This window comes from Mesorhizobium sp. M0701, assembly GCF_040320365.1.
Taxonomy (GTDB): Bacteria; Pseudomonadota; Alphaproteobacteria; order Rhizobiales; family Rhizobiaceae; genus Mesorhizobium.
Genome location: NZ_JAMYPO010000009.1, coordinates 38,738 through 60,244 on the forward strand (window position 1 = coordinate 38,738; position 21,507 = coordinate 60,244).

General features: G+C 62.6%; 24 protein-coding genes and 1 pseudogene. 15 read left to right on the top strand and 10 right to left on the bottom strand.

The genetic code is table 11. The features are described 5' to 3' along the window. Nucleotides 1-25 precede the first annotated feature (25 nt). From NKI24_RS11385 to NKI24_RS11395, 3 genes are all read right to left on the bottom strand, one after another. A complete protein-coding gene (locus NKI24_RS11385) occupies nucleotides 26-1,039 on the bottom strand; it encodes a sensor histidine kinase (protein WP_352745282.1) in 1,014 nt (337 codons plus the stop codon). Between the two features lie 211 nt (nucleotides 1,040-1,250). Next, complete coding sequence (locus NKI24_RS11390) at nucleotides 1,251-1,415, bottom strand: DUF1328 domain-containing protein (RefSeq protein ID WP_023678541.1); 165 nt, start codon at nucleotides 1,413-1,415, stop codon at nucleotides 1,251-1,253. Between the two features lie 226 nt (nucleotides 1,416-1,641). Continuing rightward, nucleotides 1,642-2,436, bottom strand: coding sequence for a response regulator (locus NKI24_RS11395; RefSeq protein ID WP_352451151.1), 795 nt, complete (start codon nucleotides 2,434-2,436; stop codon nucleotides 1,642-1,644). Between the two features lie 216 nt (nucleotides 2,437-2,652). Between NKI24_RS11395 and NKI24_RS11400 the strand changes: the two genes are divergently transcribed. Together NKI24_RS11400 and NKI24_RS11405 are read left to right on the top strand one after the other, a co-directional pair. Then, entirely contained in the window at nucleotides 2,653-2,856 is a 204-nt protein-coding gene (locus NKI24_RS11400; protein WP_023720919.1) for a NepR family anti-sigma factor, read from the top strand. Between the two features lie 3 nt (nucleotides 2,857-2,859). Beyond that, entirely contained in the window at nucleotides 2,860-3,411 is a 552-nt protein-coding gene (locus NKI24_RS11405) for a sigma-70 family RNA polymerase sigma factor (RefSeq protein ID WP_023678544.1), read from the top strand. Nucleotides 3,412-3,441: 30 nt separating this feature from the next. Here NKI24_RS11405 and NKI24_RS11410 read toward each other — a convergent pair whose 3' ends face one another. Then, complete coding sequence (locus NKI24_RS11410; protein ID WP_352451152.1) at nucleotides 3,442-3,822, bottom strand: response regulator; 381 nt, start codon at nucleotides 3,820-3,822, stop codon at nucleotides 3,442-3,444. Between the two features lie 227 nt (nucleotides 3,823-4,049). Between NKI24_RS11410 and NKI24_RS11415 the strand changes: the two genes are divergently transcribed. After that, complete coding sequence (locus tag NKI24_RS11415; RefSeq protein WP_023678546.1) at nucleotides 4,050-4,376, top strand: ElaB/YgaM/YqjD family protein; 327 nt, start codon at nucleotides 4,050-4,052, stop codon at nucleotides 4,374-4,376. Nucleotides 4,377-4,386: 10 nt separating this feature from the next. After that, nucleotides 4,387-4,866 carry a hypothetical protein gene (locus NKI24_RS11420; RefSeq protein WP_352451153.1) on the top strand — a complete coding sequence of 160 codons (480 nt, stop codon included), beginning with the start codon at nucleotides 4,387-4,389 and terminating at the stop codon, nucleotides 4,864-4,866. A 55-nt stretch (nucleotides 4,867-4,921) separates the two neighbouring features. On the opposite strand, the gene NKI24_RS11425 is transcribed toward NKI24_RS11420, so the two are convergent. Then, nucleotides 4,922-6,448 (bottom strand): sensor histidine kinase, encoded by a 1,527-nt coding sequence (locus NKI24_RS11425; protein WP_352451154.1) that lies wholly within the window; start codon nucleotides 6,446-6,448, stop codon nucleotides 4,922-4,924. A gap of 146 nt (nucleotides 6,449-6,594) precedes the next feature. Here NKI24_RS11425 and NKI24_RS11430 point away from each other — a divergent pair, with 146 nt between their 5' ends. Then, nucleotides 6,595-6,768, top strand: coding sequence for a hypothetical protein (locus NKI24_RS11430; RefSeq protein WP_292659198.1), 174 nt, complete (start codon nucleotides 6,595-6,597; stop codon nucleotides 6,766-6,768). A gap of 58 nt (nucleotides 6,769-6,826) precedes the next feature. On the opposite strand, the gene NKI24_RS11435 is transcribed toward NKI24_RS11430, so the two are convergent. Then, complete coding sequence (locus NKI24_RS11435) at nucleotides 6,827-7,747, bottom strand: diacylglycerol/lipid kinase family protein (protein ID WP_352745287.1); 921 nt, start codon at nucleotides 7,745-7,747, stop codon at nucleotides 6,827-6,829. Nucleotides 7,748-7,999: 252 nt separating this feature from the next. Between NKI24_RS11435 and NKI24_RS11440 the strand changes: the two genes are divergently transcribed. After that, a complete protein-coding gene (locus NKI24_RS11440) occupies nucleotides 8,000-9,376 on the top strand; it encodes a PRC-barrel domain-containing protein (protein WP_352451156.1) in 1,377 nt (458 codons plus the stop codon). 52 nt (nucleotides 9,377-9,428) lie between these two features. Here NKI24_RS11440 and NKI24_RS11445 read toward each other — a convergent pair whose 3' ends face one another. After that, nucleotides 9,429-11,006, bottom strand: a complete 1,578-nt coding sequence (locus NKI24_RS11445) for an alkaline phosphatase family protein (protein ID WP_352451157.1) — start codon at nucleotides 11,004-11,006, stop codon at nucleotides 9,429-9,431. A 224-nt stretch (nucleotides 11,007-11,230) separates the two neighbouring features. On the opposite strand from NKI24_RS11445, the gene NKI24_RS11450 reads away from it, so the two are divergent. The 4 genes from NKI24_RS11450 (at nucleotide 11,231) to NKI24_RS11465 (ending at nucleotide 14,348) form a co-directional block, all read left to right on the top strand. Further along, nucleotides 11,231-12,163: a VOC family protein gene (locus NKI24_RS11450; protein ID WP_352451158.1), complete on the top strand. Its 933-nt coding sequence runs from the start codon at nucleotides 11,231-11,233 to the stop codon at nucleotides 12,161-12,163. 10 nt (nucleotides 12,164-12,173) lie between these two features. Beyond that, nucleotides 12,174-12,809 (top strand): alpha/beta hydrolase, encoded by a 636-nt coding sequence (locus NKI24_RS11455; protein WP_352451159.1) that lies wholly within the window; start codon nucleotides 12,174-12,176, stop codon nucleotides 12,807-12,809. Then, nucleotides 12,802-13,101: a GNAT family N-acetyltransferase gene (locus NKI24_RS11460; RefSeq protein WP_352451160.1), complete on the top strand. Its 300-nt coding sequence runs from the start codon at nucleotides 12,802-12,804 to the stop codon at nucleotides 13,099-13,101. The genes NKI24_RS11455 and NKI24_RS11460 overlap by 8 nt, the downstream gene beginning before the upstream one ends. Before the next feature lie 188 nt (nucleotides 13,102-13,289). After that, nucleotides 13,290-14,348 (top strand): dipeptidase, encoded by a 1,059-nt coding sequence (locus tag NKI24_RS11465; protein ID WP_352451161.1) that lies wholly within the window; start codon nucleotides 13,290-13,292, stop codon nucleotides 14,346-14,348. Nucleotides 14,349-14,390: 42 nt separating this feature from the next. Here NKI24_RS11465 and NKI24_RS11470 read toward each other — a convergent pair whose 3' ends face one another. Both NKI24_RS11470 and NKI24_RS11475 read right to left on the bottom strand, forming a co-directional pair. Then, nucleotides 14,391-14,651, bottom strand: coding sequence for a hypothetical protein (locus NKI24_RS11470; protein ID WP_352451162.1), 261 nt, complete (start codon nucleotides 14,649-14,651; stop codon nucleotides 14,391-14,393). A 2-nt stretch (nucleotides 14,652-14,653) separates the two neighbouring features. Continuing rightward, nucleotides 14,654-14,872: a hypothetical protein gene (locus NKI24_RS11475; RefSeq protein ID WP_352451221.1), complete on the bottom strand. Its 219-nt coding sequence runs from the start codon at nucleotides 14,870-14,872 to the stop codon at nucleotides 14,654-14,656. 113 nt (nucleotides 14,873-14,985) lie between these two features. Between NKI24_RS11475 and betI the strand changes: the two genes are divergently transcribed. From betI to NKI24_RS11500, 5 genes and pseudogenes are all read left to right on the top strand, one after another. Beyond that, complete coding sequence (gene betI / locus NKI24_RS11480; RefSeq protein ID WP_502895733.1) at nucleotides 14,986-15,702, top strand: transcriptional regulator BetI; 717 nt, start codon at nucleotides 14,986-14,988, stop codon at nucleotides 15,700-15,702. Between the two features lie 76 nt (nucleotides 15,703-15,778). Then, nucleotides 15,779-17,077: a flavin monoamine oxidase family protein gene (locus NKI24_RS11485; RefSeq protein WP_352451164.1), complete on the top strand. Its 1,299-nt coding sequence runs from the start codon at nucleotides 15,779-15,781 to the stop codon at nucleotides 17,075-17,077. Between the two features lie 12 nt (nucleotides 17,078-17,089). Next, a pseudogene (locus NKI24_RS11490) lies at nucleotides 17,090-17,281 on the top strand (aspartate aminotransferase family protein); the annotation flags it as partial. 50 nt (nucleotides 17,282-17,331) lie between these two features. Beyond that, on the top strand, nucleotides 17,332-17,445 hold the full coding sequence (locus tag NKI24_RS11495) for an SDR family oxidoreductase (protein ID WP_502901445.1): 114 nt from the start codon (nucleotides 17,332-17,334) through the stop codon (nucleotides 17,443-17,445). Between the two features lie 155 nt (nucleotides 17,446-17,600). Further along, a complete protein-coding gene (locus NKI24_RS11500) occupies nucleotides 17,601-18,395 on the top strand; it encodes an inositol monophosphatase family protein (protein WP_352451165.1) in 795 nt (264 codons plus the stop codon). Between the two features lie 512 nt (nucleotides 18,396-18,907). On the opposite strand, the gene NKI24_RS11505 is transcribed toward NKI24_RS11500, so the two are convergent. Continuing rightward, nucleotides 18,908-21,439 carry an NAD-dependent epimerase/dehydratase family protein gene (locus tag NKI24_RS11505; RefSeq protein WP_352451166.1) on the bottom strand — a complete coding sequence of 844 codons (2,532 nt, stop codon included), beginning with the start codon at nucleotides 21,437-21,439 and terminating at the stop codon, nucleotides 18,908-18,910. Between the last annotated feature and the right edge of the window lie 68 nt (nucleotides 21,440-21,507).

Sequence of the window (21,507 nt, forward strand, 5' to 3'; positions counted from 1 at the left end):
CCTTCTCGCGCCGACCGCCGTTCGTTCAATCGGTCTCGAAATTGCCGTGAGGAACGACAAGGCGGTATTCGAGGCGGTTCCCGGTGATTTCGAGTGTCGCCGTTCCATTCAATGAAGTGGGCACGACGCGTTCAAGCGCGACGCTGCCAAAACGTTTCTCGCTGCGCTGATTGTCGTTGGCTCCGATCACTTCGGCCCATGTCAGCGACAGCGCAGGCTCGCCAGCCGAAGCTGCCGTCAGATCGGCCGTCACCTCGACGAAACCGTCGCTGCGCGACAGTGCGCCATAGCTGACCGAATTGACGGCAAGCTCATGCATGGCCAAGCCGATGTGCAAGGCGGCATTGGGGTTGAGATATGGATTTGCGCCGCGGAAACGCAGGCTGTGCAAGGGATCCGCGCCGTACCTGCCGACCTGACCGGAAACCAGCTCGCGCAGCGCCGCTCCCCGCCAGTTGGATGATGTAACCAGGTCCTGCGAGGAGGCCAGCGACTGCAATCGGCCCCGGAAGCGCGTCAGGAAATCGTCAATGCTGCCGGAGTAACGGCCCGTCTGGGTGGCGATGCTCTGGATAATGGCCAAAAGGTTCTTGGAGCGATGACTGACTTCGCGCAGCAGCGCCTTCAACGTCTGCTCCCGGCGTTTCTGCTCGGTTGTTTCGACCATGGTGGTCACGACGCCCTGCACCGCGCCGGTCTCGCTGCGGTCGGCGTCTATCCACACTTGAAACCAGCGGGCGCCGTCATCGGCCGGCACGCTGAGTTCAAGATGTTGAGGATTGCCGGAGACGATGACGTCGTGCTTGGCGGCGCCGATACGCTCCGCCTGCGCCGGCGGCAAGATGCCGTTGTTGTCGGAGGCATCGGAAGTCCAGGGGGCGCGCATGTTGCGCGCCCACACCGTCTTCATCTCGCGATCCTGGTACAGGACGGAAATCCCGGCATTGTGCAGTGCATGGAGAAGGGCCCGGCCAAGCTGCATCCCGCTTTCGGCGGGATGCAAAGCGATGATCTCATCACTCTGGCCGCGGTCTTTCATTTTTCCGACTCTGGACGCATCGGTCAATTTGCTCAACCCATGTCGGGCTGAACGGTTCGCGGAAAAATGGGTTCCAAAAGGAGGAGGTTCGTATCAAGCCTTAAAAAGCGGTCCGCCGAGCGGCATCCCGTTGGAGGACACTGCCCGGCGGTGGCTGGAAACCGTTTGAGGGGTGCGGCTTCCAGTGTTCGCTTGAATGGCCGCTTGGCATTCACGCTCGTCTGATCAGGCCGGCAATAAGCGATATGATCAGGAAGGCGAGAAAGATGAAGAACAATATCTGCGCTATGCCGGCCGAGGTGCCAGCGATGCCGCCGAAACCAAGCGCACCGGCGATTATCGCCACGACAAGAAATACGAGCGCCCAGTAAAGCATGATCGATCTCCTTCCAATGCTGCGGTGAAAACGTGATTCGCCTCCGTTTGTTCCACCATTTTCCGAAAAAGACGATGCTGAAAATCTTCAGGGCCCGAATTGCCGCGGTGTGTGGAAAGGTCCAGTTGGTTGCCCCAGTTGGTTGCCAGTGAATTGAGCCGGCGTCACGCCCATCTGATCCGAGGGAGCGGCTGTCTCGGCGGACGCAGTTCGGCCGCCCGCTGTTTCATGCCGCGGCTTTCGCGTGCCGGTCAAAGAACAGGGCCTGGCTGATAAGAGCCTTGACCATGTCCGGATTGAACGGCTTGGTAACCAGGAAAGCTGGTTCCGGCCGCTCGCCGGTGAGCAGGCGCTCGGGAAAGGCGGTGATGAAGATCACCGGCACCGAGGTGGACGACAGGATCTCATTGACGGCCGCAATGCCCGAACTGCCGTCGGCAAGCTGGATATCGGCAAGCACCATCTTTGGCCGCGCCTTGCCGAACATCGCCACCGCCTCGGCGTGGGTGCGCGCCGTTCCGACGACGCGGTGGCCGAGGCTTTCGACCATTTCCTCGATGTCCATGGCGATCAGCGGCTCATCCTCGATGATCAGCACGTCGGTTGCCACCTGACGGGAGATCTCGTTGCTCGCCTGCGCGAGAAGTTCGGAGAATTGCTGTTCGTCGACGTCGAGAATCTCCGCCGCCTCGTCTTCGCTGAAGCCTTCGACCGCAACCAGCAGAAAGGCTTGGCGGGGACGAGGCGCAATTGCATTCAGATTGGCCGCGGCGCGCTGTTCCCATGCCGACTGGGCATGCTCCTGCGGAACGCGAATGGCCACCGAGGTGAAGAGCTTGGCAAAGACCTTGTAGAGCGCGATGCGGTCGTTCGATGCGTCCGGAAAGATGTCGACATCGGCAATGATGGCCTCGAGCATTGCGGCGACCAGCGCGTCGCCGCTCTCTTGCGATCCGGATACGGCGCGCGAGAAGCGGCGCAGGAACGGCAGGTGCGGAGCGATGGTTGCTGATAGGCTCATAGTGGACGTCTCCCTCATATGACGTGATTGCATGTTACAGCTAAAAACGGTTTGCAAGCCCAGCAATTGAAACGCTGGCTCCTTGAAAAAGGTTCCAATCGTGCGGAACTAATATGTGAGGCTGGCGTTTAAAGGCGGGTTGGGCAACCAGACGAGGCTGCCGCTTGCCTTGCGTTATGTGTTGAAGGGCGGCTTAAGGCTGGGACGAAGGGCGAAATGAAGAACATGACGAAAGCTACCACGGCTGGCGTTGGCAACGGGCGCCGGGCCGCTTCCCGCGACCCGCTTGGGCCGAACTCGGAAATCGGCCGCAAACTCAAACAATACTATGACGAGCTGGTCTCCGACAATGTGCCGGATCGCTTCGCCCAACTGCTCAGCCAGTTGGAAAAGGCCGAACCTGTACAAAAGAAGGACTGAAGCATGGCGGCCGTCTCTCAGGGCTTCAAGACCGACTTGCTCGGCTCGATCCCGAGCCTGCGGGCTTTTGCCGTGTCGCTGACGCAAAACGCCGACAAGGCCGACGACCTGGTGCAGGAAACATTGGTCAAGGCCTGGGACAAGCATGAAAGCTTCCAGCCCGGCACCAATCTGAAGGCGTGGCTGTTCACGATCTTGCGCAACGAATTCTATTCGCAGATGCGCAAGCGCGGCCGCGAGGTGCAGGACAGCGATGGCGTCATGACGGCCAGGCTTGCCGTTCACCCGGCCCAGCACGGCCAGCTTGACCTCGAAGACTTTCGCGGCGCGCTCGAATTGCTGCCAGAAGACCAGCGCGAAGCCATTATCCTCATCGGCGCGTCGGGCTTCTCCTACGAGGAAGCGGCCGAGATCTGCGGCTGCGCCGTCGGAACGATCAAGAGCCGCGTCAGCCGCGCCCGCACACGGCTGCAGGAAATCCTGAAGATCTCCGGTGAAGACGAGTATGGCCCGGACGCAATTTCGGCTCAGGTAACCGGGTCGACGGCTGCGTGAAGCGCCGGCGTGTTCGAACCGCTCCGCGCCTCAGCGAAGAGGCGTGCGCCTGCAGGCCGTTACCACTGCCTCGACGAGATCGTCTCCCGAATAGGGCTTGGTGACCAGCCTGACGCCGGGAAAGGATTTCTTGATCTCGTCGGTATCCGAATAGCCCGAGGCGAAGACGAACGGGATGTCCGCTTCACGCAGCCGCGAAGCAAATTGGAGCGTCGAAACGCCGCTCAGCATGAGGTCGACGATGGCCACATCGAATTGCGCGGCAACGTCTTGCTGTTCGATCTCAGTCAGATCACGGGCGATGACCACATCGAGCGCGCCGTAGTCGCGGCAAAGCTGCTCGATATCCATGGCAATCAGGAACTCATCTTCCAGGATAAGAATCCGCAAACCGTCAAGCGATGGGCGCACGCAGCAATATCTCCTTAAATTCGTCTCTATCGTGAAACGGGGGAAGTCATGATCGTTATTTGGCATGCTGTCATTTAAAAAAGACGTGCCGGCGCGGATGCGTCGGCCTCAGCCCATGCAAGGCATTTGCAACGCGCGCTGCCGGAGATAGGGTTAGAAGAGGTTCGTGCCGGAACCTTGGGGTCTGTCGGGCGTTTCGACCGAGCAAAAGCATGGAGAGTGAAGCAATGGCGACTGCCGCAGGAAAGGCCGCGAACGAAGCCCGCACGAATTCCGATATTGAGGCCGACATCGCACAATTGAAGGCCGACATCGACCAACTTACCAAGCTGTTGGCCAAAACTGGCGAACATGGCTACGGGGCAGCACGGCGAGCCGCGGCCGAAAGCGTCGAGCAGTTGCGAACCCAGGGCGAGGCAGCCTTCGACAGCCTGCGCAGCAACGCCAGGGACATCGAGGCGCAGATGATAGCGCATATGCGCGAAAAGCCGGTGACTTCGCTGGCGATCGCCGCAGGCGTCGGATTCCTCTTCGCGCTTCTCGCGCGCCGTTAGTTCTGCACGTATGGGAATGCTTGCATCGCTGATCTCGGGCCTCGCCTCGGGCGAAACCATTGCGGCGGTGCAACGCGCACGCGTCGCTGCGATTGTCTATTCGATCGCAGCGCTCGCGGCGCTGTGCGGCCTCGGCTTCCTCGTCGCGGCGGCCTATATCTGGACGGCGGCCCGCTATGGGCCGATGGCAGCTTCCCTGAGCTTCGGGATCGGCTTTCTGGCAATCGCCGGTCTCATCCTGCTCGTCTACCGGATGTCGGCCGGCTCGCGCGCCAGGCGCCGGGCGAAGCGACGCAACGCCGACATGAAGGCTATCGGCATCACTGCGGTACTCGCCGTGCTGCCGGCGCTGCTCAAGGGCAAAGGTGGCGCGGGGAAGGCCGGACTGGGCGCGATTCTCGGCCCGGCGATAGCACTCGCCGCCTACGCTATCTACCGCGAGAACGTGAAGCGCGGCTCCGATGATCCGGATACCGGCAAACGGGAATAGTTCGGAGGGATAGTTCGGGGCAAACGATTCTGGCGCCGGTCGCAAAATGCTGGCGTCACAAATCTTCGAGCGGAATCGATATTTCGGCGACCACGCCTTCCGGCCGGAATTCATGGGTCACCTCGCTGGAAATGACCTTGGCCAGGCTGCGGCGGATCAGGATCGAGCCGAAGCCATGGCGTTCGGGCGGCGCAACCCGCGGGCCGCCGCTTTCACGCCAGGCCAGCAACAGACGCCGTGCGCCCTTCCTGCCTTGTACCCTCCAATCGAGATCGACCTTTCCGGAGGAAACCGAGAGCGACCCGTATTGCAGTGCGTTGCTTGCCAGTTCATGCAGGATTAGCCCGAGCCCGACTGCCTGGTCGGGTGAGAGCAGGACATCGGCGCCGGAGATCGCCATGCGCGATTGTCCGGCGGCTTGGAACGGCTTTAGCTCGATCTCCACCAGCTCGCGGATGCCGATACCGCGCCACTCGCGGTCCGACAGCAGGCTGTGCGCAACGCCCAGTGCCTGCAGCCTGGCGCTGAAGGCTTCGAGGAATTCGCTTGGCTGGCGGGCATGGCGAACGGTCTGCGTAGCCAGCGCCTGTACGGTTGCCAAAGTGTTCTTGACGCGGTGATTGAGCTCGCGCAGCAACAGTCGTTGACGTTCGTCGCCAAGTTTGCGTTCGGTAATGTCGTAGTTGACGCCGAAGATCAGCGTTGGCTTGCCCTCGCCGTCGCGCTCTATGACGCGGCCGCGCGTTGCGATCCATCGCGGCGGATCGAGGCCTTTGACACGGTATTCGCCAAAATAATCGTCGCTGCCAGTCAGCGCGTCGCGAAAGCGTGTTTCGGTCTGGTGAACGTCGCGCGGGTCGATGGCGGTCAGGATGTCGCGCGCCCTCAGCCTGTTCGACTTCGGCAGGTTGAACAATTCGGGCAGCAGGACATCGCAGTCGATCATATCGCTGCGGATATCCCATGCCCAGCTGGCAAGCGAGGCCGCGTCGAGCGCGATAGCGCGCCGCTTTTCCTCTCGAACCAGTGCTGCCTTGGCAATCGCCGCACTGCGGGTTGCATCCTTCAGCGTGAACAGGCTGGCGGCAAGGCCGGCCAGCGCCGACAGCTGGTCGAGCTGGACAGAGGAGGGACGTGCGTGCGGCTTCCGGTCGAGCACGCACAGCGTGCCGATCAGCGCGCCGTCGATTACGATGGGCACGCCTGCGTAAAAGCGGATATGATGCTCGCCGGTGACCAGCGGATTGGCTTTGAACCGCGGATCCGCCGCCGCGTCGGCCACCACCATCGGCACGTTGCCGGCTGCGATGGTATAGGCGCAGAACGATGTCTCGGTTGCGGTTTCGGTCTCGCCGAGGCCGATACAGGACTTGAACCACTGCCGCTCGGCATCGACCAGCGTGATCAGTGCGACAGGCGTTTGCATCGCCGAAGCGGCAAGACCGCCGATACGATCGAAATCAGGGTCGGCAGCCCCGTCCAGCGTGTCGAGGCCGTGCAGCACGGCAAGACGGTCCGCGGCGCCCACCACACGGCGAATATCGGCCGGCAGGCCCGGCGTGTTCTGGCTATTGTCGTCCACTATGCCCCCGGTGGCCGGCTCCGCTGATTGGTCAGGCCAACCGGCCCGTCTGCCGCCTTGCAGAGCCGGAACTTTCGCGGCGGGGGACCGTTACCAGCCAACGCCCCGCCAGTTACGCCTGCCGGCGCCAAATATGGAGCCAGACAATGCCAAAAACCATTCCTGAAAACAAAGCCCGTCAAGGGCGGCGGGGTCGGCATGTCCTTCGTATCCTGATCGCCGCGCTGTTGCTGGCTTTTATCGCCTGGGGCGTCGCCGAAATCTACGGCTGGATGATCGAGACGCCGAAGACCGAACAGGGCAACACGCCCAGCGGCTAGGTTCTCTCCATCGCTCGCGCCAGTTTGCATCACGCAACCCCACATCACGCATCCCACGTCAGGCAACCTTTGCCTCGGCGGCGCGCGCCGGGACGAGAACATTCAACGCGCGCGGATGGATTTCGACGGTCATCTCGCGATCGAGCTTTACCAGTTCGCCGTCCATGACGGCCTGAACTTTCCTGTTCGTCGAATGGATTTTCAAAACGGCGCGGTTTGCCTGATGGATTTCGACATGCTCGTTGCCGCGCCATTTCCCACGGGCGACGTCAAAGAGGAACCTGATCAATTCGCCGCGCCGCCGCGCCACGGTGACATAGATGCCCAGCACGCCGCCTGCCGGATTATCGGCATAGGGCAGGTGGCCCTCGCCAAACAGATTGTTGGTGATGCCGATACCGGTGATCCGCGTTCTGATCTCGGCCTCGCCGATCGTCAGCGTTACGTTCATCGCCGGTGGATTGTTGATCGTCGCCCAAGCGGCTCGCACCGAGGCGCGCATCTTCCCGAACCGCGAGCCGAATTCCATCTTCTGGCGCAGTTGCACCATCCTGGCGTGCATGCCGATCGAGAATTGATGCACGAAAGGCCGGCCGTTGGCTGTTGCAATGTCAATCGCCATCACCTCGCCGTCGGCAAACGATTTCAGTGCCGCATCGAGGGTCTGCGGAATACCGAGGCCGCGCGCAAAAAGGTTCATTGTGCCAGCCGGCAGAATTGCCAGCGCCTTCTCCCCATTCATCAAACGGGCTGCCGCGGCCGAAATGGTTCCGTCGCCGCCGCCAGCCAGCACGACGTCGATGCCGCGCCTGGAAGCTACGCCGTCCAGCGTGGCAACGATATCCTTGCCGGCGACGATTTCGATATCGATCGAGTGGCCGGCAGTCTCAAGCGTGCTGCGCATCCGACTGGCGAAGGCCTCAAGATCGATGGTGCGCAGGGTGCCCCCGTCCTTGTTCAGCACCGCTGCAAACTGCATGGCCGTTCCATTTTCCAGCACCTATCGGGCCGGGACGGAGCCCCAGCCGGGAGTGGAACGGGGCGGCCGAGAAAATGTTCCTTTCGACCAGCGTGGCGAATCCGAGAACCTTCGACATGGCACCGGGTGCGCCACGGCTTTTTTCGGAACAACAGTGTGGTCACAACGTTGTGAACATGCAGAAGACGCTGCGCCCGCAGCGACGCTATGCGGGCACGGCGTGCACGAAATCCCCGACGAGGAGACACTAAGATGATCCGCACCCTTTTAACCACGACAGCAGTCGCAACATTGATTGCGACGGGTGCATTTGCGCAATCGGCGACGACCCCGGCGCCGGCGCAAGCACCCGCCGTAGAGAATTCCGCTCCAGCCGCTCCGGTGCAACGCGCCGAGGGCAGTCTTGTCACCAATATCATCGGCGAGTCGGTTTATAACGGCACCGGCGACAATGCAGAGAATATCGGCAAGGTCACCGATGTCGTCTTCGACGAACGCGGCCAGGTAAAATCCATCGTCATCGGCGTCGGCGGGTTCCTCGGCATTGGGACCAAGAACGTCGCCTTCGACTTCAGCAAGATGCAATGGGCCGAAAGAAATGGCGATCGCTGGCTGATAGCGCAAACGACGAAGGATGAGCTGACGGCTCATCCGGATTTCGACCGCAAGCCCTATGATCCGGCGCCTGCGGCGACAGACACCACGGCTACGGCTCCTGCCGCTCCGTCGACCTCCACCGATACGGCGCAGAACGCCCCGGCGGCGCCGGCCGGTAACAACCCCGCTCCGGTCGTGAAGCGCGCGGAAGGCAATCTTGCCACCAATATCATCGGCGAGACCGTCTACAACGGTACCGGCGACGACGCCCAGAACATCGGCGACGTAAACGACATCGTCATCAACAAGGAAGCCAAGGCGCAATCGCTGGTCATCGGTGTCGGCGGCTTCCTCGGCATAGGTGAAAAGAACGTCGCCTATGATTTCGACAAGGCGCAGTGGGCCGAGAGGAACGGCGATCGCTGGCTGGTCGCCCAAACCACCAAGGAAGAGCTGACGGCGCAGCCGGATTTCGACCGCAAGCCCTATGATCCGGCCCCGGCGACCACAGCGTCGAACGATGCCGCGGCTAATGCGCCAGCCGTCGTCACGCCTACTGTGACGGCCAGCAACACTGCCACGACCGATAACACTGCGACGACCAACAACACTGACCAGGCCAGTAAGACGGCTCAAAATGCCCCAGCGCCCGCAACGACGGCAGACCAGACCAAGACCGGGTCGATCGACAAGTCGACACTGACTGAAATGCCGATAGGCGAAATCCGGGCCGAGGATCTGGTCGGAACAACCGTCTACGGCGCCAACGATGTCAATGTCGGCGAGATCGGCGATATCGTGCTGGGCGGCGACAAGAAGGTCGACGCAGTCATCATCGACGTCGGCGGCTTCCTTGGCATCGGCGAGAAGGAGGTGGCGGTCGGCATGGACAACCTGAAATTCATGACCGACAAGAACGGCAAGCGCTATCTCTACACGAACTTCACCAAGGAGCAGCTTGAGGCGCAGGCCCCCTATGACAAGGCCAGCTATGCGCAAAATCGCGAGAAACAGCGCATGATCATGCGCTAAGCTGCGCACAGGCCGACAGAGAAGCCCGCGCCGGCAACGGCGGGGGCTTTGCTTATCTCGAGGGGAAGCCGGCGACATGGCCGGCAACGCCATTGTCCGTCAATTCGGCGAGCGCCAAAGACTGGTCGAGATGCTCGGCCCGCCAGGCGAGCAACTTCTCGGCAAATTCCAGCCGTGCCAGCAGATAGGCTGGGTCGTCAGCGACATTGGTCAACTCGCGCGCATCCTTCTCCAGGTCGAAGAGCAAGGGCGGCAGGCCTCCGCCGAAATGCACATATTTGAATTTTTGCGTGCGAACGACGGCGAGATTGCACTGACGCGGACCGACGCCGAAATACCGTTCGGCATCACCATCCGCGATCGAGCGGAAATCGAACTCCCAATGCGCCGCATCGCGCCAATTGTCCGGCTCCGTTGCGTCCAGGAAAGGCGCCAGCGAGCGGCCGTCGAGATGCGGCAGCACTTCGCCGCCAGTGAGCTCGAGCCCAGTGAGCTCAAGCAAGGTCGGCGCCAAATCCACCGCCTCGGTGAAGCGGTCGACGCTGCTGCCGGCAGCCTTGCGGCGGCGCGGATCGCGAATGATCAGCGGAATATGGAAGCTGCAGTCGAAGAAGCCGCCCTTGCCCAGCATGAAATGGTCGCCCATCATCTCGGCGTGGTCGGAGGTCAGCACGATGACGGTGTCGTCCCATGCATCGGCCGCCTTGACCGCTTGCCAGACGCGACCAAGCTGCGCGTCGACCTCCGAGATCATGCCGTAATAGAGCGCCCGGATGCGGCGAAAATTATCGTCGCCCCAGTCGCGCACCTTGCCCTCCGAGCCGGGACGGAATTTCGACCGTTCCTGCCGGTCAAGTTCATAGGCGAGATAAGGGTGGCTTGCTGCTTCGGCCTGCCAGCTTTCCGCGCGGTCAAAAGCTGGACCGATGGCCGGATCGTACATGGCATTATAAGGCGCCGGCACGATGAAGGGCGGGTGGGGGCTGATGAAGGAAAGATGCGCGAACCACGGGGCATCGCGCTCCTGCTCGCCGAGCCAGCGGATGAATTCGCCGGCCAGGAAGGCCGACGGCGTCTCGTCCTTCGAATAGATTGGCGGACCGTTGCTGATCGCGCCGTCGTTTTCCAGGATTTCGCCCGCCGGGCGGTGAATGGCGGGGGAGCCGGCACCGGCATCGACGCCGCGCGCCTTGAGCCATGACAGCCAGGGCTTCTGGTGCTCAGGCAGAAGCTGGCGCACGGTGAAGCCGGACAGCACGCCTTCATAGCTTTTCAGCTGCGGGTCGCCAGGCGCCAGCGTGCGCGGGTCGCGCGCCGTGTCGGTATAGCCGAACAGCGTCGGATCATAGCCGAGGGCGCGCGCCCAGAGCGCTATATTGCCGTGCCGGGCGTCGAGCGGTGTGCCGTTGCGGCAGACACGATTGTTCATCTGGTAAAGGCCGGTGTAGAGGCAGGCGCGTGCCGGTGAGCAAGGTGCGGCGCCGCCATAGTGCTTCTGGAACAAAACGCCCTCGGCAGCCAGCGCGTCGGCATTCGGCGTCCTTACCACCTTGTGCCCAGCAGCTGACAGGCAGTCGCCCCGCCATTGGTCGCAGGTGATCAGGAGAATGTTGGGGCGTTTTCCACTCAACCGCTGTATCCTCACGCTGGCTACATGCGTCGCTCATGGAGCGCAATTTCGGCGAGTATGCAAGCCGGTCCAGTTTGCCGAATGGTGAACAAAACCTGCTTCGTCGTTCACTTTAACAGCACAGTCCATTCTGTGTTTGCCGCCTTTGCGGCCAGGAGGCGGATGCTCATATTTGCGTGGACAGCGGCAAGGGCCGCACCAGCACAAGGGAAGGAGCAACAGACATGCTCGACCAGGTCAAGGGCCTGCATCACGTCACCTCGATGGCCAGCGATGCGCGCCAGAACAATGAATTCTTCACCGGGACGCTCGGCCTGCGGCGGGTCAAGAAAACCGTCAATTTCGACGCACCCGACGTCTACCACCTCTATTACGGCGACGAGGTCGGCACACCCGGCTCGGTGATGACCTACTTCCCGTTCCCGAACATCGGCAAGGGCCGCCATGGAGTCGGCGAAGTCGGCAACACCGCTTACTCGGTGCCCGAGGGCACGCTCGGCTATTGGGAGAAACGGTTTGCCGAGCAAGGTGTCACCGGGCTGTCCCATGAGGAGACGTTCGGCGAGAAGCGTCTTGCGTTCGCCGGTCCCGACGGCGACGGGTTTGCGCTGGTCGAAGACAGAGCGGACAACCGTGCGCCATGGGCCAAGGGTGGCATTCCCACCGACGTGGCGATCCGCGGCTTTCACTCGGTGTCGCTCAGGCTGAAAGATGGCGGCGCCACCGAAGAGCTGCTGAAATTCATGGGTTATGAGGAGGTCGACAAGTCCGGCAACATCAGGCGGCTGGCGGTGAAGAACGGCAACGGCGCCGACGTCGTCGATATCGAATCGCTGCCAGGGGCCGGCTTCGCCAATCTCGGCGCCGGCTCGGTCCACCATGTTGCTTTCGCCGTCGAGAACCGCGCCAAGCAGCTCGAAGTGCGCAAGGCACTCCTCGATACAGGTTATCAGGTGACGCCGGTGATCGACCGCGATTATTTCTGGGCGATCTACTTCCGCACACCGGGGGGCGTGCTGTTCGAAGTCGCCACCAACGAGCCGGGCTTCGACCGCGACGAGGATACCGCCCATCTCGGCGAGGCGCTGAAACTGCCGTCGCAACACCAGCATTTGCGGCCCTATCTCGAGCAGCATCTGCAGAAACTGGAAGACTGAGGGCAGGGTTATGAGCAAGGATTCGTATATTCACAAGGTGCTGCCCGGTTCGCTGGGCGGACCGTTGCTCTTCGTCTTCCATGGCACTGGCGGCGACGAGGATCAGCTTCTGTCGCTTGGGCGCGATCTTGCGCCGCAAGCGACGATCGTCGGCCCGCGCGGCGATGTCTCGGAACAAGGCGCCGCACGCTTCTTTCGCCGTACCGGCGAGGGCGTTTACGACATGGGCGATCTCACGCGAGCGACGGACAAGATGGCCGGCTTCGTCAAGGCACATGTCGAGGCGGCAAAGCCATCTTTGGTGCTAGGCCTCGGTTATTCCAACGGCGCCAACATCCTGGCCTCGGTGCTGTTTGCCGAACCCTCGCTGTTCGACGCAACGGTGCTGATGCATCCGCTGATCCCGTTCGAGCCGGAGGTCAAGGGCAGCCTTGACGGCAGCCGCATCCTGGTCACCGCCGGCAGGCGAGACCCGATCTGTCCGCCTGATTTGACGGCGCGGCTCGAAGCCTATTTGCGCGCCGATGGTGCCGATGTCACAGTCGAGTGGCATGACGGCGGCCATGAGGTGCGGCCGAGCGAGATCGAGGCGGCGCGGCAGTTGTTCGCCGTAGCGCCGGATGAAAGGACCGCAAGCCATGTCTGACCTATTGCCGGAGATCGAGCTGGAGGACCGCGGCTCGAAGGGCCGCTACTTCCTGCGTGGGCCGAGCGGCGCCGAGGCGGAGATGACCTTCACCAAGGTCGGCGAGCACCAGATCATCATCGACCATACCGAAGTGCCGGATGCATTTCGCGGCCAGGGCGCGGGACTTCGCCTCGTCACCCGTGCCGTCGAGGATGCACGTGCGGCGGGCAAGACGATCATCCCGCTTTGCCCGTTCGCCAATGCTCAGTTCCGCCGCCATCCGGAATGGGCGGACGTGCTGAAGCGGTAATAGAGACAGCCCCTCGATGAATGACAGGAGAAAGGGTGCGCGGCTTTACCGCGTGCCCCTTCGACCATTGGCGGCGTACAAACCTAAGGCAAACATGCGGGATTTGCGCAGAGCGCCCGTCTTGCCTAAGTATTGGCAACAACCGGCTCGCCGTCCGCGGCCCGACCACTTCAACCGAATGGCCCTCCATGACCGAATCCGATCTCGTTCCCGTCTTCGACGGCCACAACGACACGCTGCTCAGGCTCTACCAGTCGAAGGATGCGGACGTCGAAAAGCTGTTCGTCGAGGGGACGCCGAGTGGCCATATCGACCTGCCGCGCGCGAAGAAAGGCGGATTTGCCGGCGGCATGTTCGCGATCTTCCCGCCGCCTGTCGAGAAATCCAAGCGCGGCGCGGTGCCGCTGGCGCCGAGCGACAGCGAGCCCTTGCCGCCCGAGGTTCCGCGCGCCGATGCGCTCAACTCCACCATAGCGATGGCCTCGATCCTGTTCAGGCTGGAGCGGGCTTCGGCGCTCACTGTCTGCCGCAGCGCCGGCGATGTGAGGAAGGCGATGGCGCAAGGCTCGATCGCGGCGGTCTTCCACATCGAAGGGGTCGAGGCGATCGACCCTGAGCTCACCCTGCTCGATGTCCTCCACGCAGCCGGCCTGCGCTCGCTCGGTATCGTCTGGAGCCGTCCCAATGCCTTCGGCCACGGCGTGCCGTTCCGTTTCCCGTCGTCGCCCGATACAGGGCCGGGGCTGACCGATGCCGGCAAGGCGCTGGTGAAAGCCTGCAACCAGCTGAAGATCATGATCGATCTTTCGCATCTCAACGAAAAAGGTTTCCGCGACGTCGTCGAGATCAGCGACGCACCGCTGGTCGCGACCCATTCCAACGTGCACGCGATCTGCGGCCATTCGCGCAACCTCACCGAATGGCAGCTCGGCGCGATCCGCGACTCCGGCGGCATGGTCGGGCTGAATTTCGCCACCGGGTTCCTGCGTGAGGACGGCAGGATGAACGCCGACACCAGTCTCGACATCATGGTGCGCCATGTCGATTCGCTGCTGCAGGCGCTGGGCGAAGACGGCGTCGGCCTGGGCTCGGATTTCGACGGCGCCATGATCCCGGCCGTGATAGGCGACGTTGCCGGCCTGCCAAGATTGCTCGACGCTTTCGCGGCTCGCGGCTTCGGGCGCGCGCTGATCGAGAAGATCGCCTATCGCAACTGGCTCGGCATGCTGGAAAAGACCATCGGCTAAGCGGGTGATGCCGGCTTGACCGGAATGCGATTTGGAGGCCGACTATTCGAAACCCATGCGTTTAAGCCAGTCCGGGCCAATGCCGCGGTCGCGGATGATCGGCAGCGGATCGGTCGAATCCAGCCTGGCACAAATACGGTAGGCCTCCAGCGTTTCAGCGCTCATCTCACCGCGTTTGTAGAAGAACATGGCCGCAGCATAGCGGGTGCGGCCCGACCATTTTTCGCCGAGCGGTGTGTTGATCAGCTGCCACTGTTCGGCGGCTTCGGCGTCGAGTTTGGGACTGTCGGTGTCGTCGGCCATATTTAGAAATCCGCAGGCGGATTGGCAGTGCGGCGGCCGAGCCTGACGACCAGCCGCGGCACCAGTTTGGCACGCTTCAGCAGCTTTTGATATTGCAGCTCGCGCCTGGCGTGGATCTCGAGCCAAGGTCCGCTGCAGGCGGGCTCGGCGGCGCTGATCTGGTTTGCATCGCCGGGACTGCTGCCCTTCGCCGACGGTGCCTTCGACGACGTTTTCTCCAAGGATGCAATCTCGACGAGAACATTCGAATATGGGCAGCCATGCAGAAGGTGCTTGACAGTGGCAAACACCGTCCCACTGATCTTCGCGGCCGATGCCGGTCGGCTAGCCGGCGATGCTGGAGACCATCACCCCGATGAAGACAACAGAGGCGCGCGAAGCCCTCCTCGAACCGGCGCGAAAAAGCGATTCCGAAAAGCGCGGCCGCAAAGCGTCGAAAGAGACAAGGCAGGTTCAACTGATCGAAGCGACTATCGATTCATTGGCCAAGCGCGGCTATTCGGAAACGACTATGGCCGACGTCGCCGACGGCGCCGGCCTGTCGCGCGGCATCGTCAATTTCCATTTCGAGAGCAAGGAGAAGCTGCTCGTCGCCACTTTGCAATACATGCATGACGAGTATTCGGCGCATTGGCGCAGCGCCTTGCAAAGGGCCGGCGATGATCCCGCCCGCCAGCTGCAGGCATTGGTGGCAGCCGATTTCAACCGCTCGATCTGCAACAAGCGCAAGCTGGCTGCTTGGTGTGCCTTCTGGGGCGAGGCCAAATCGCGACCGAAATATCAGGCGCTGAGCAGCGCACGTGATGCCGTCTACCAGAACATATTCATCGATCTTTGCGCGGCGCTCAAGCAGAGCGGCTTCTATGCCTATGAGCCCCAAGTCATGGCGCTGGCGCTCAGCGCCATGCTGGATGGTCTGTGGCTGCATTTGATGATGGGCACCGAGGACGCCACACGCGAGACGGCGCTGCAGGCCGCGAACGAGTTCCTGTCTGCGGCATTCCCCAAGCACTATCCGAACTCAGCAGCCCGCGGTGCCAGGCCGGCATGAACCATCAAAAAGAGGGTGGACCAGCAATGAAGACAATGATCCGGCCCCTGACATTCGAGAAGATCAAGGCCGGCCAATGAAGTTCAAGATCGAACGAGCCGATGTGGCCATCGTCGGCGCCGGCTTCACCGGCCTGTCGGCCGCGCGTGAATTGAACCACGCCGGCATCGATGTCGTGCTGCTCGAAGCCCGCGACCGTGTCGGCGGCCGCGTCGAAGCCGTGCAGAACGGGCTCGGCGAGCGGATCGACAGCGGCGGCCAGTTCTTGTGCGAAGACATGCCGGAATTAATGGCGCTGGTGCGAGCGCGCGGCAAGACATTGGTCGAGACCCATGTCGCAGGCGAATTCGTCACGCAGCCGCGAATGAGCGAGGCGCAAGCCGGGCGCACTTACGGCACCGCGATGCGAATGCGCGAGCGGATGAACGCGATCGCACCGACCGACCCGGCCATCGCCGGCTTGACAGTCGCGGCATGGCTCGATCGCCAGAACGATCCCGACGATGCCAAGGCCGCCTTTCGGTCGATGATCGAGGGCCTGTGGTGCCTGGCAATGGAAAGGCTGCCGCTGTGGTACTTGATCGACAATGATCGCCGCATCACCAACGAGGTGTCGGAGCTGCAGTATTTCGTGGGCGAAACCATGCATTCGCTGGCAGATGATCTTGCGCGGGATCTCGGCGATCGACTGCGGCTGAATACAGCCGTCGAGGCTATTGAGCACGGCCCGGGAGGGGTTCGCGTCGTTTCGCCTGCCGGCGTGACCGAGGCACGAGCGGTACTGGTCGCGCTACCGCCGATGATGGCCTCGAGAGTCGATTTCGTGCCACCGCTGCCGGCTGCGCTGGAGAGAGCCCTCGGCGTCTGGGAAAGCGGCGCAGTTATCAAAATGCTTGTGCGCTATCCCAAGGCTTTCTGGCGCGACAGGGGCTTGAGCGGCATGCTGATGTGGCGGGAGCCGCACGGACTTTTTGCCTGCGATGCCAGCAAGGACGAGGATCATGCAGCACTTGTCGTCTTCATCGGCGGGCCGCTGGCGCAGCGCTGGCGGGATATGGACAGCGCGGCGCTACGCGCTACGGTGACATCAAAGCTGCAAGATGCGCTCGGTATCGAGGCGGCCGGCGTCACCGCTCTCAGCTATCGCGACTGGACCGAGGATCACTGGAGCGGCGGCGGTTACAGCGATTCGATCGTCGATGCGGCGGCAACGGATGCCGAATGCATTATCCGGGCGGGCGCCCCGCCGGTGCATTTTGCCTCGTCGGAGCTGTCGCCGTCATTTCCGGGCTATGTCGAGGGCGCGATCGTCGCCGGTCGCACTGCTGCGCAAAAAATTATTCAGGTTATCGCCAGCAGAGCCTCAGGGTCATAAGCGAGGCGGATCGAGGTGCCGACTGGCATCGACGCGCATTGCCACGAGCTCGGCCTGTTGGTCCGGCTACTGATCAACATGTGCGTGATGTCGCCGCCATTAATCATCAAGCGCCAGTAGATCGACGATATGGTGTCGATCCTGCGCAAAGGCATTTCGCGCGCGATGGACGATCTGCGCCGCGAAGATGTCTGGCGGGGATAGGCGTTTATCGCCGGCAATCTCAGCCGTGGCATTGGTCGGCCGCTGGCAAGGTGGGCGAGGTCGATGAACTGGGCGGTGCCGCGATCTTCCTGGTTTCCGACGCGTCGAGCTTCATGACCGGCCAGATCATCTATATCGAAGGCGACATGACCGGACCCGTATGAGCGCGACTGTCGCTGTCGGGCGCATGGAAGACCGGTCGGCCTCGGGGCCGCCCCGCAAAAGGCAGGGCTCGTCATTTGCACGCTCTTAGCTTCACCGCTAAGCTTCTTTGGCTGGGGTATTTTCCTCAGATCACATTCGCCATCCCAAGGATCTCATGACACCCGACACAGCAACGCGCGAACAGTTCGCCATCGATCTCGCGCGGCGCGCCGGCGCGCTCGGCCTGAAGTATTTTCGCGACCTCGACAGCCTCGCCATCGAGAGCAAAGGTCATCAGGACATGGTCTCGCAGGCTGACCGCGAGGTCGAGCTGTTCATCCGTGCGGCAATGAAAGCCGCTTACCCGACCGATGGAATTGTCGGCGAGGAGCATGCCTCGGTCACCGGATCGAGCGGGCATGTCTGGGTGATAGATCCGATCGACGGCACCGCGAATTTCGTGCGGGGCATTCCGGCCTGGTGTGTGGTCATCGCCTGCGCCAAGGACGGCGACACTGTCGTGGGTGTCATCCACGAGCCCTCTACCGGCGAAACGTTCCATTGCCGCAAGGGCGGCGGCGCTTTTCTCAACGGCAAGCCGATCAGGGCAAGCGCGGCCACCAGCCTGACCGACGGCTCGTTGGGCACCGGCTTTTCCAACCGCGTCGAAATTCAGAACGTCGCAACGCTCATCGGCTTGCTGTTTTCAAAGGGCGGCGTGTTTTTCCGTAACGCATCCGGCGCGTTGATGCTCGCCTATGCGGCCGCCGGCAGGCTGCTCGGCTATGTCGAAGAGCATATGAACGCCTGGGACTGCCTGGCAGGCATGCTGCTGGTGGAAGAAGCCGGCGGCACTATAGTCAAGCCCGACCCAAAGACGGTGCTGGAAAACGGCGCGCTGGTGATTTGCGCCGGCAACGGCGTGTTCGCCCAGGTCCGCCAGCTCTGCGTGCAATCCTTCAAGCTTTGATCAGAACCGGTCCGCATGAGCAGCGGCGATTTGTATTCCACTGTCAGGCCCTCCTCGGCTGCCCGCAGATGCGGATCGCCGGCTCCGCCCCACCAGATGTCTCCCTTTGGGTTGGCGGCCTCGGCGCGCAATTGCGCACAGATTTCGCCAGCGCTCTTGCGGGTCATATTGACGGTGATGCCGGTCTTCTCCTCGAACGCCCGCGCCGTCTGCTGGCACCAGACCTCGTCAACGCCGCAAGACATGGTCAGGCTTTCGGCGGACGCCGATGACGACGCGGCCCACATACCGGCGGCGAGGATGCCGGCGCAGAGAATTGCCCTTTTATCATGCTGAAATTCCTCCCTAATTTATTTGCCGACTTGTGAAATGCAGATACGCGGAAAATTCAAGTTGGAAGGGTACGGCCGCCTTTGCGCCTTTCGCCGACTTCCCGCTCGATGTGTTCGACAGGTTGATGCGGATCAATCTTTGCAGCCACCTGGCCGACCGTCCTGCGCCGCCGAACATTCTCAGACGATGGCCCGGTCCCAGCCGCCATAATGCGCAGCGCTGCGCGTGCCGCGCGGCAGGCTGAGCCCGACCAGCAGCGCTCCGATCGCCAGATTGGCGAGGCTCGCCGCCGCGCCGCCGGCGAGCATGAACGGAGAGAGGGCGATCCAGGCTCCAAGCGCTATGTTCACAAAGCGGACGGCGCGCGCCACCTCGGCCATCGCCGTAACGGCGATCATGATGACCAGACAGCCGGTGACATGGTCACTGAAGTAGAGCGGCGGGCTGGTGCCGAAGACAAGCGGCGTGATCATCAGCAGGGTGCCGGCGAGTGTGCTGGCGACAAGGGTCCGGGGGAAATTCACACCGCCAGTGACGAAGTCCCGCGCCACTGCCGATAGCGGCCGGTCGAGATCCGGCGTTGGCGTCTGGTCCTCCGAAAGTGCCGGACCTCCGCACCAGAATGTGCGCCAGAACGGCTCTCCCGCTTGTTTCGCATGCCAAAGATACTGGCAGCTCGCCAGCACCTCGTCGACCGAATAAGGGATGAGGACGACGGTGACGGCAGCCTGGACGATGCAGAGCGTGCACAGCGCTCCGATGAGCGGTGGCTGGATGATGATGAAGCCGACGCTGACCACGCCGAGCGGAACGACCAGCAAGCCGAACAAAAGCACCATCCACGGCATGGTGCGCCAGCGGCGGCGATCGCCGATCGCGCCCGCGAGGATATCCAGCGCATAGGCGAAGGCGCCCAGCCCGGCATCGGCGATCGGAAAACCCTTGGAGACCCAGGAGGTGACCACCGCCTCGCTGCCATTGCCGGCCGGCGTTTCGCCCGGGCCGAAGAACGGATCCCAAAGACTGTCGATGTGCCCTAGCTGATAGGCAGCGAGATAGCGCGAGACGAACAGGCCGACAAAGGCGAGGCCGATTATGGGAATGCGCTGGGTGAAGAGGGAGGGCGAATAGCTCCAGCCGAGCGGGCGGTCGTCATCGGCGGCAAGGGCACGCCGGCTGATACCCGGCGTCGGCGGGATCATCACCGCGAACGCGACGATCAGCATGCCGGCCAACGTGTCGGTCGCGTAGGCTCCGGCGCTGGTGGTCCAGAACAGCAGCGGCGCGAACATCACCCAAACCCCGATCGAGGCGGTGATCCATTGCAGCCCGTGCCAGCGCCGGCGCATGCCGACGAGCGCCAGCGACAGGATGGCGAGGCCGGATACAATCTCACTGATGCCGAGCCTGCCGTCGCGCGTCTCCGGCGAGGAGATCTCATGTCCGAGCGCCGGCGGAATCGGTGCTGAAGCGGGATCGAACAGGCCGAGCGTGAAGGGCGACGCCACGAGCAACAGCCCGATCGCAACGTTGGTCAGCGGCGCCCAGAGCGTTGCGGCCCGGTGGCGTTCGGTTTCCGCCTCGACCTCGTCGTCCGAGCGCTCGAGCGGGCGCTGCAGCCGTTCGGCGGCCTGGTCGAGCTCGGGCGCGGAAGCGGCGGCCGCCGACGGTTCAAGCTTGTTCTTCTTGTACCAGTCGGTAGGATCCGCCTTCAGCCGCCGGATCATTTCCGGCAAGGTAGCGGTCAGGCGGTGCCGCGGGTTCCAGCCAAGCAGGCGCCTGGCGCGGGAGATGTCGATCTCGTAGTGATCGTCGGCGTTCTCGATCATCCATGGTTTGATGTCGGTCTCCTGGTCGAGAACCTTCTCCTGCATCCAGGCGCCGAGCTTCGTCACCTCTTTCGGCAGGGACAGGGTCCGCCAGGTCTCGCCATGCAGGAGCTGCCCGATCTGCTTCTGCATCTCGTCGTAGGACGGCGTCTCTTCTTCGCCGATCAGCAGTACGGTCTCGTCGGGAAGCGGGCTGCGCCGGTCGACAGTGCGCACCACGGCGTCGACGAGATCGTCCAGATGCAGGTAGGGCTGGCCGGTGGTGATGTCGCCGGTGAAAAGATAGGCGGTCGGCATGCGCTCGAAAATGCGGGCGATCTGCTGGGCGATGAAGGCCGCGTGACAATCCTCGTCATAGACACCCGCCAGTCGCAGGATCGCAACCTTGATGTCGCCGTGCTCCTTCTGGATCAGCGTCTCGGTCTCGGCCTTCGATCTCGGATAGGCCCAGGCCGGATCGATCGGCGATCGCTCGTCGATCCTGGCGCCCTTTGCCGGGCTCGGCGCATGCACCAGCAGCGTGCTCGAAAACACGAACTGCTCCGTCTCGAACCCCCTCAGCGCGTTCAGCAGCCGGCGCGTTCCCTCGACGGTCACCGCGCCGTATTTCGGATTATCCTCGCCGGTCGTGTCGTAATAAGCCGCGAGATGGATCACCGAGGCAACGCGGCCGCCGCTCCGCTCGCGCACCTCGGCCAGTGCCTTCGCCACGCTCGCGTCCGAGGTAAGGTCGATCTCGATCGTCTCGACGCTGGGCAAGGATCGTCTGGCAACATCAAGGCCGATGATGTCGTAGCGCTCCATCAAGCCGCGAGCGATGGCCTGGCCCAGAAACCCGCTGCTGCCTGTGATCAGGACGGTGGGACGGGTTTTGCCGGTCATGGCGAATCTCCTTGGCGATAGCCGGGTAGAAGAAGCCGAATGCTTCGGTCGCACACTCCGAACCATGT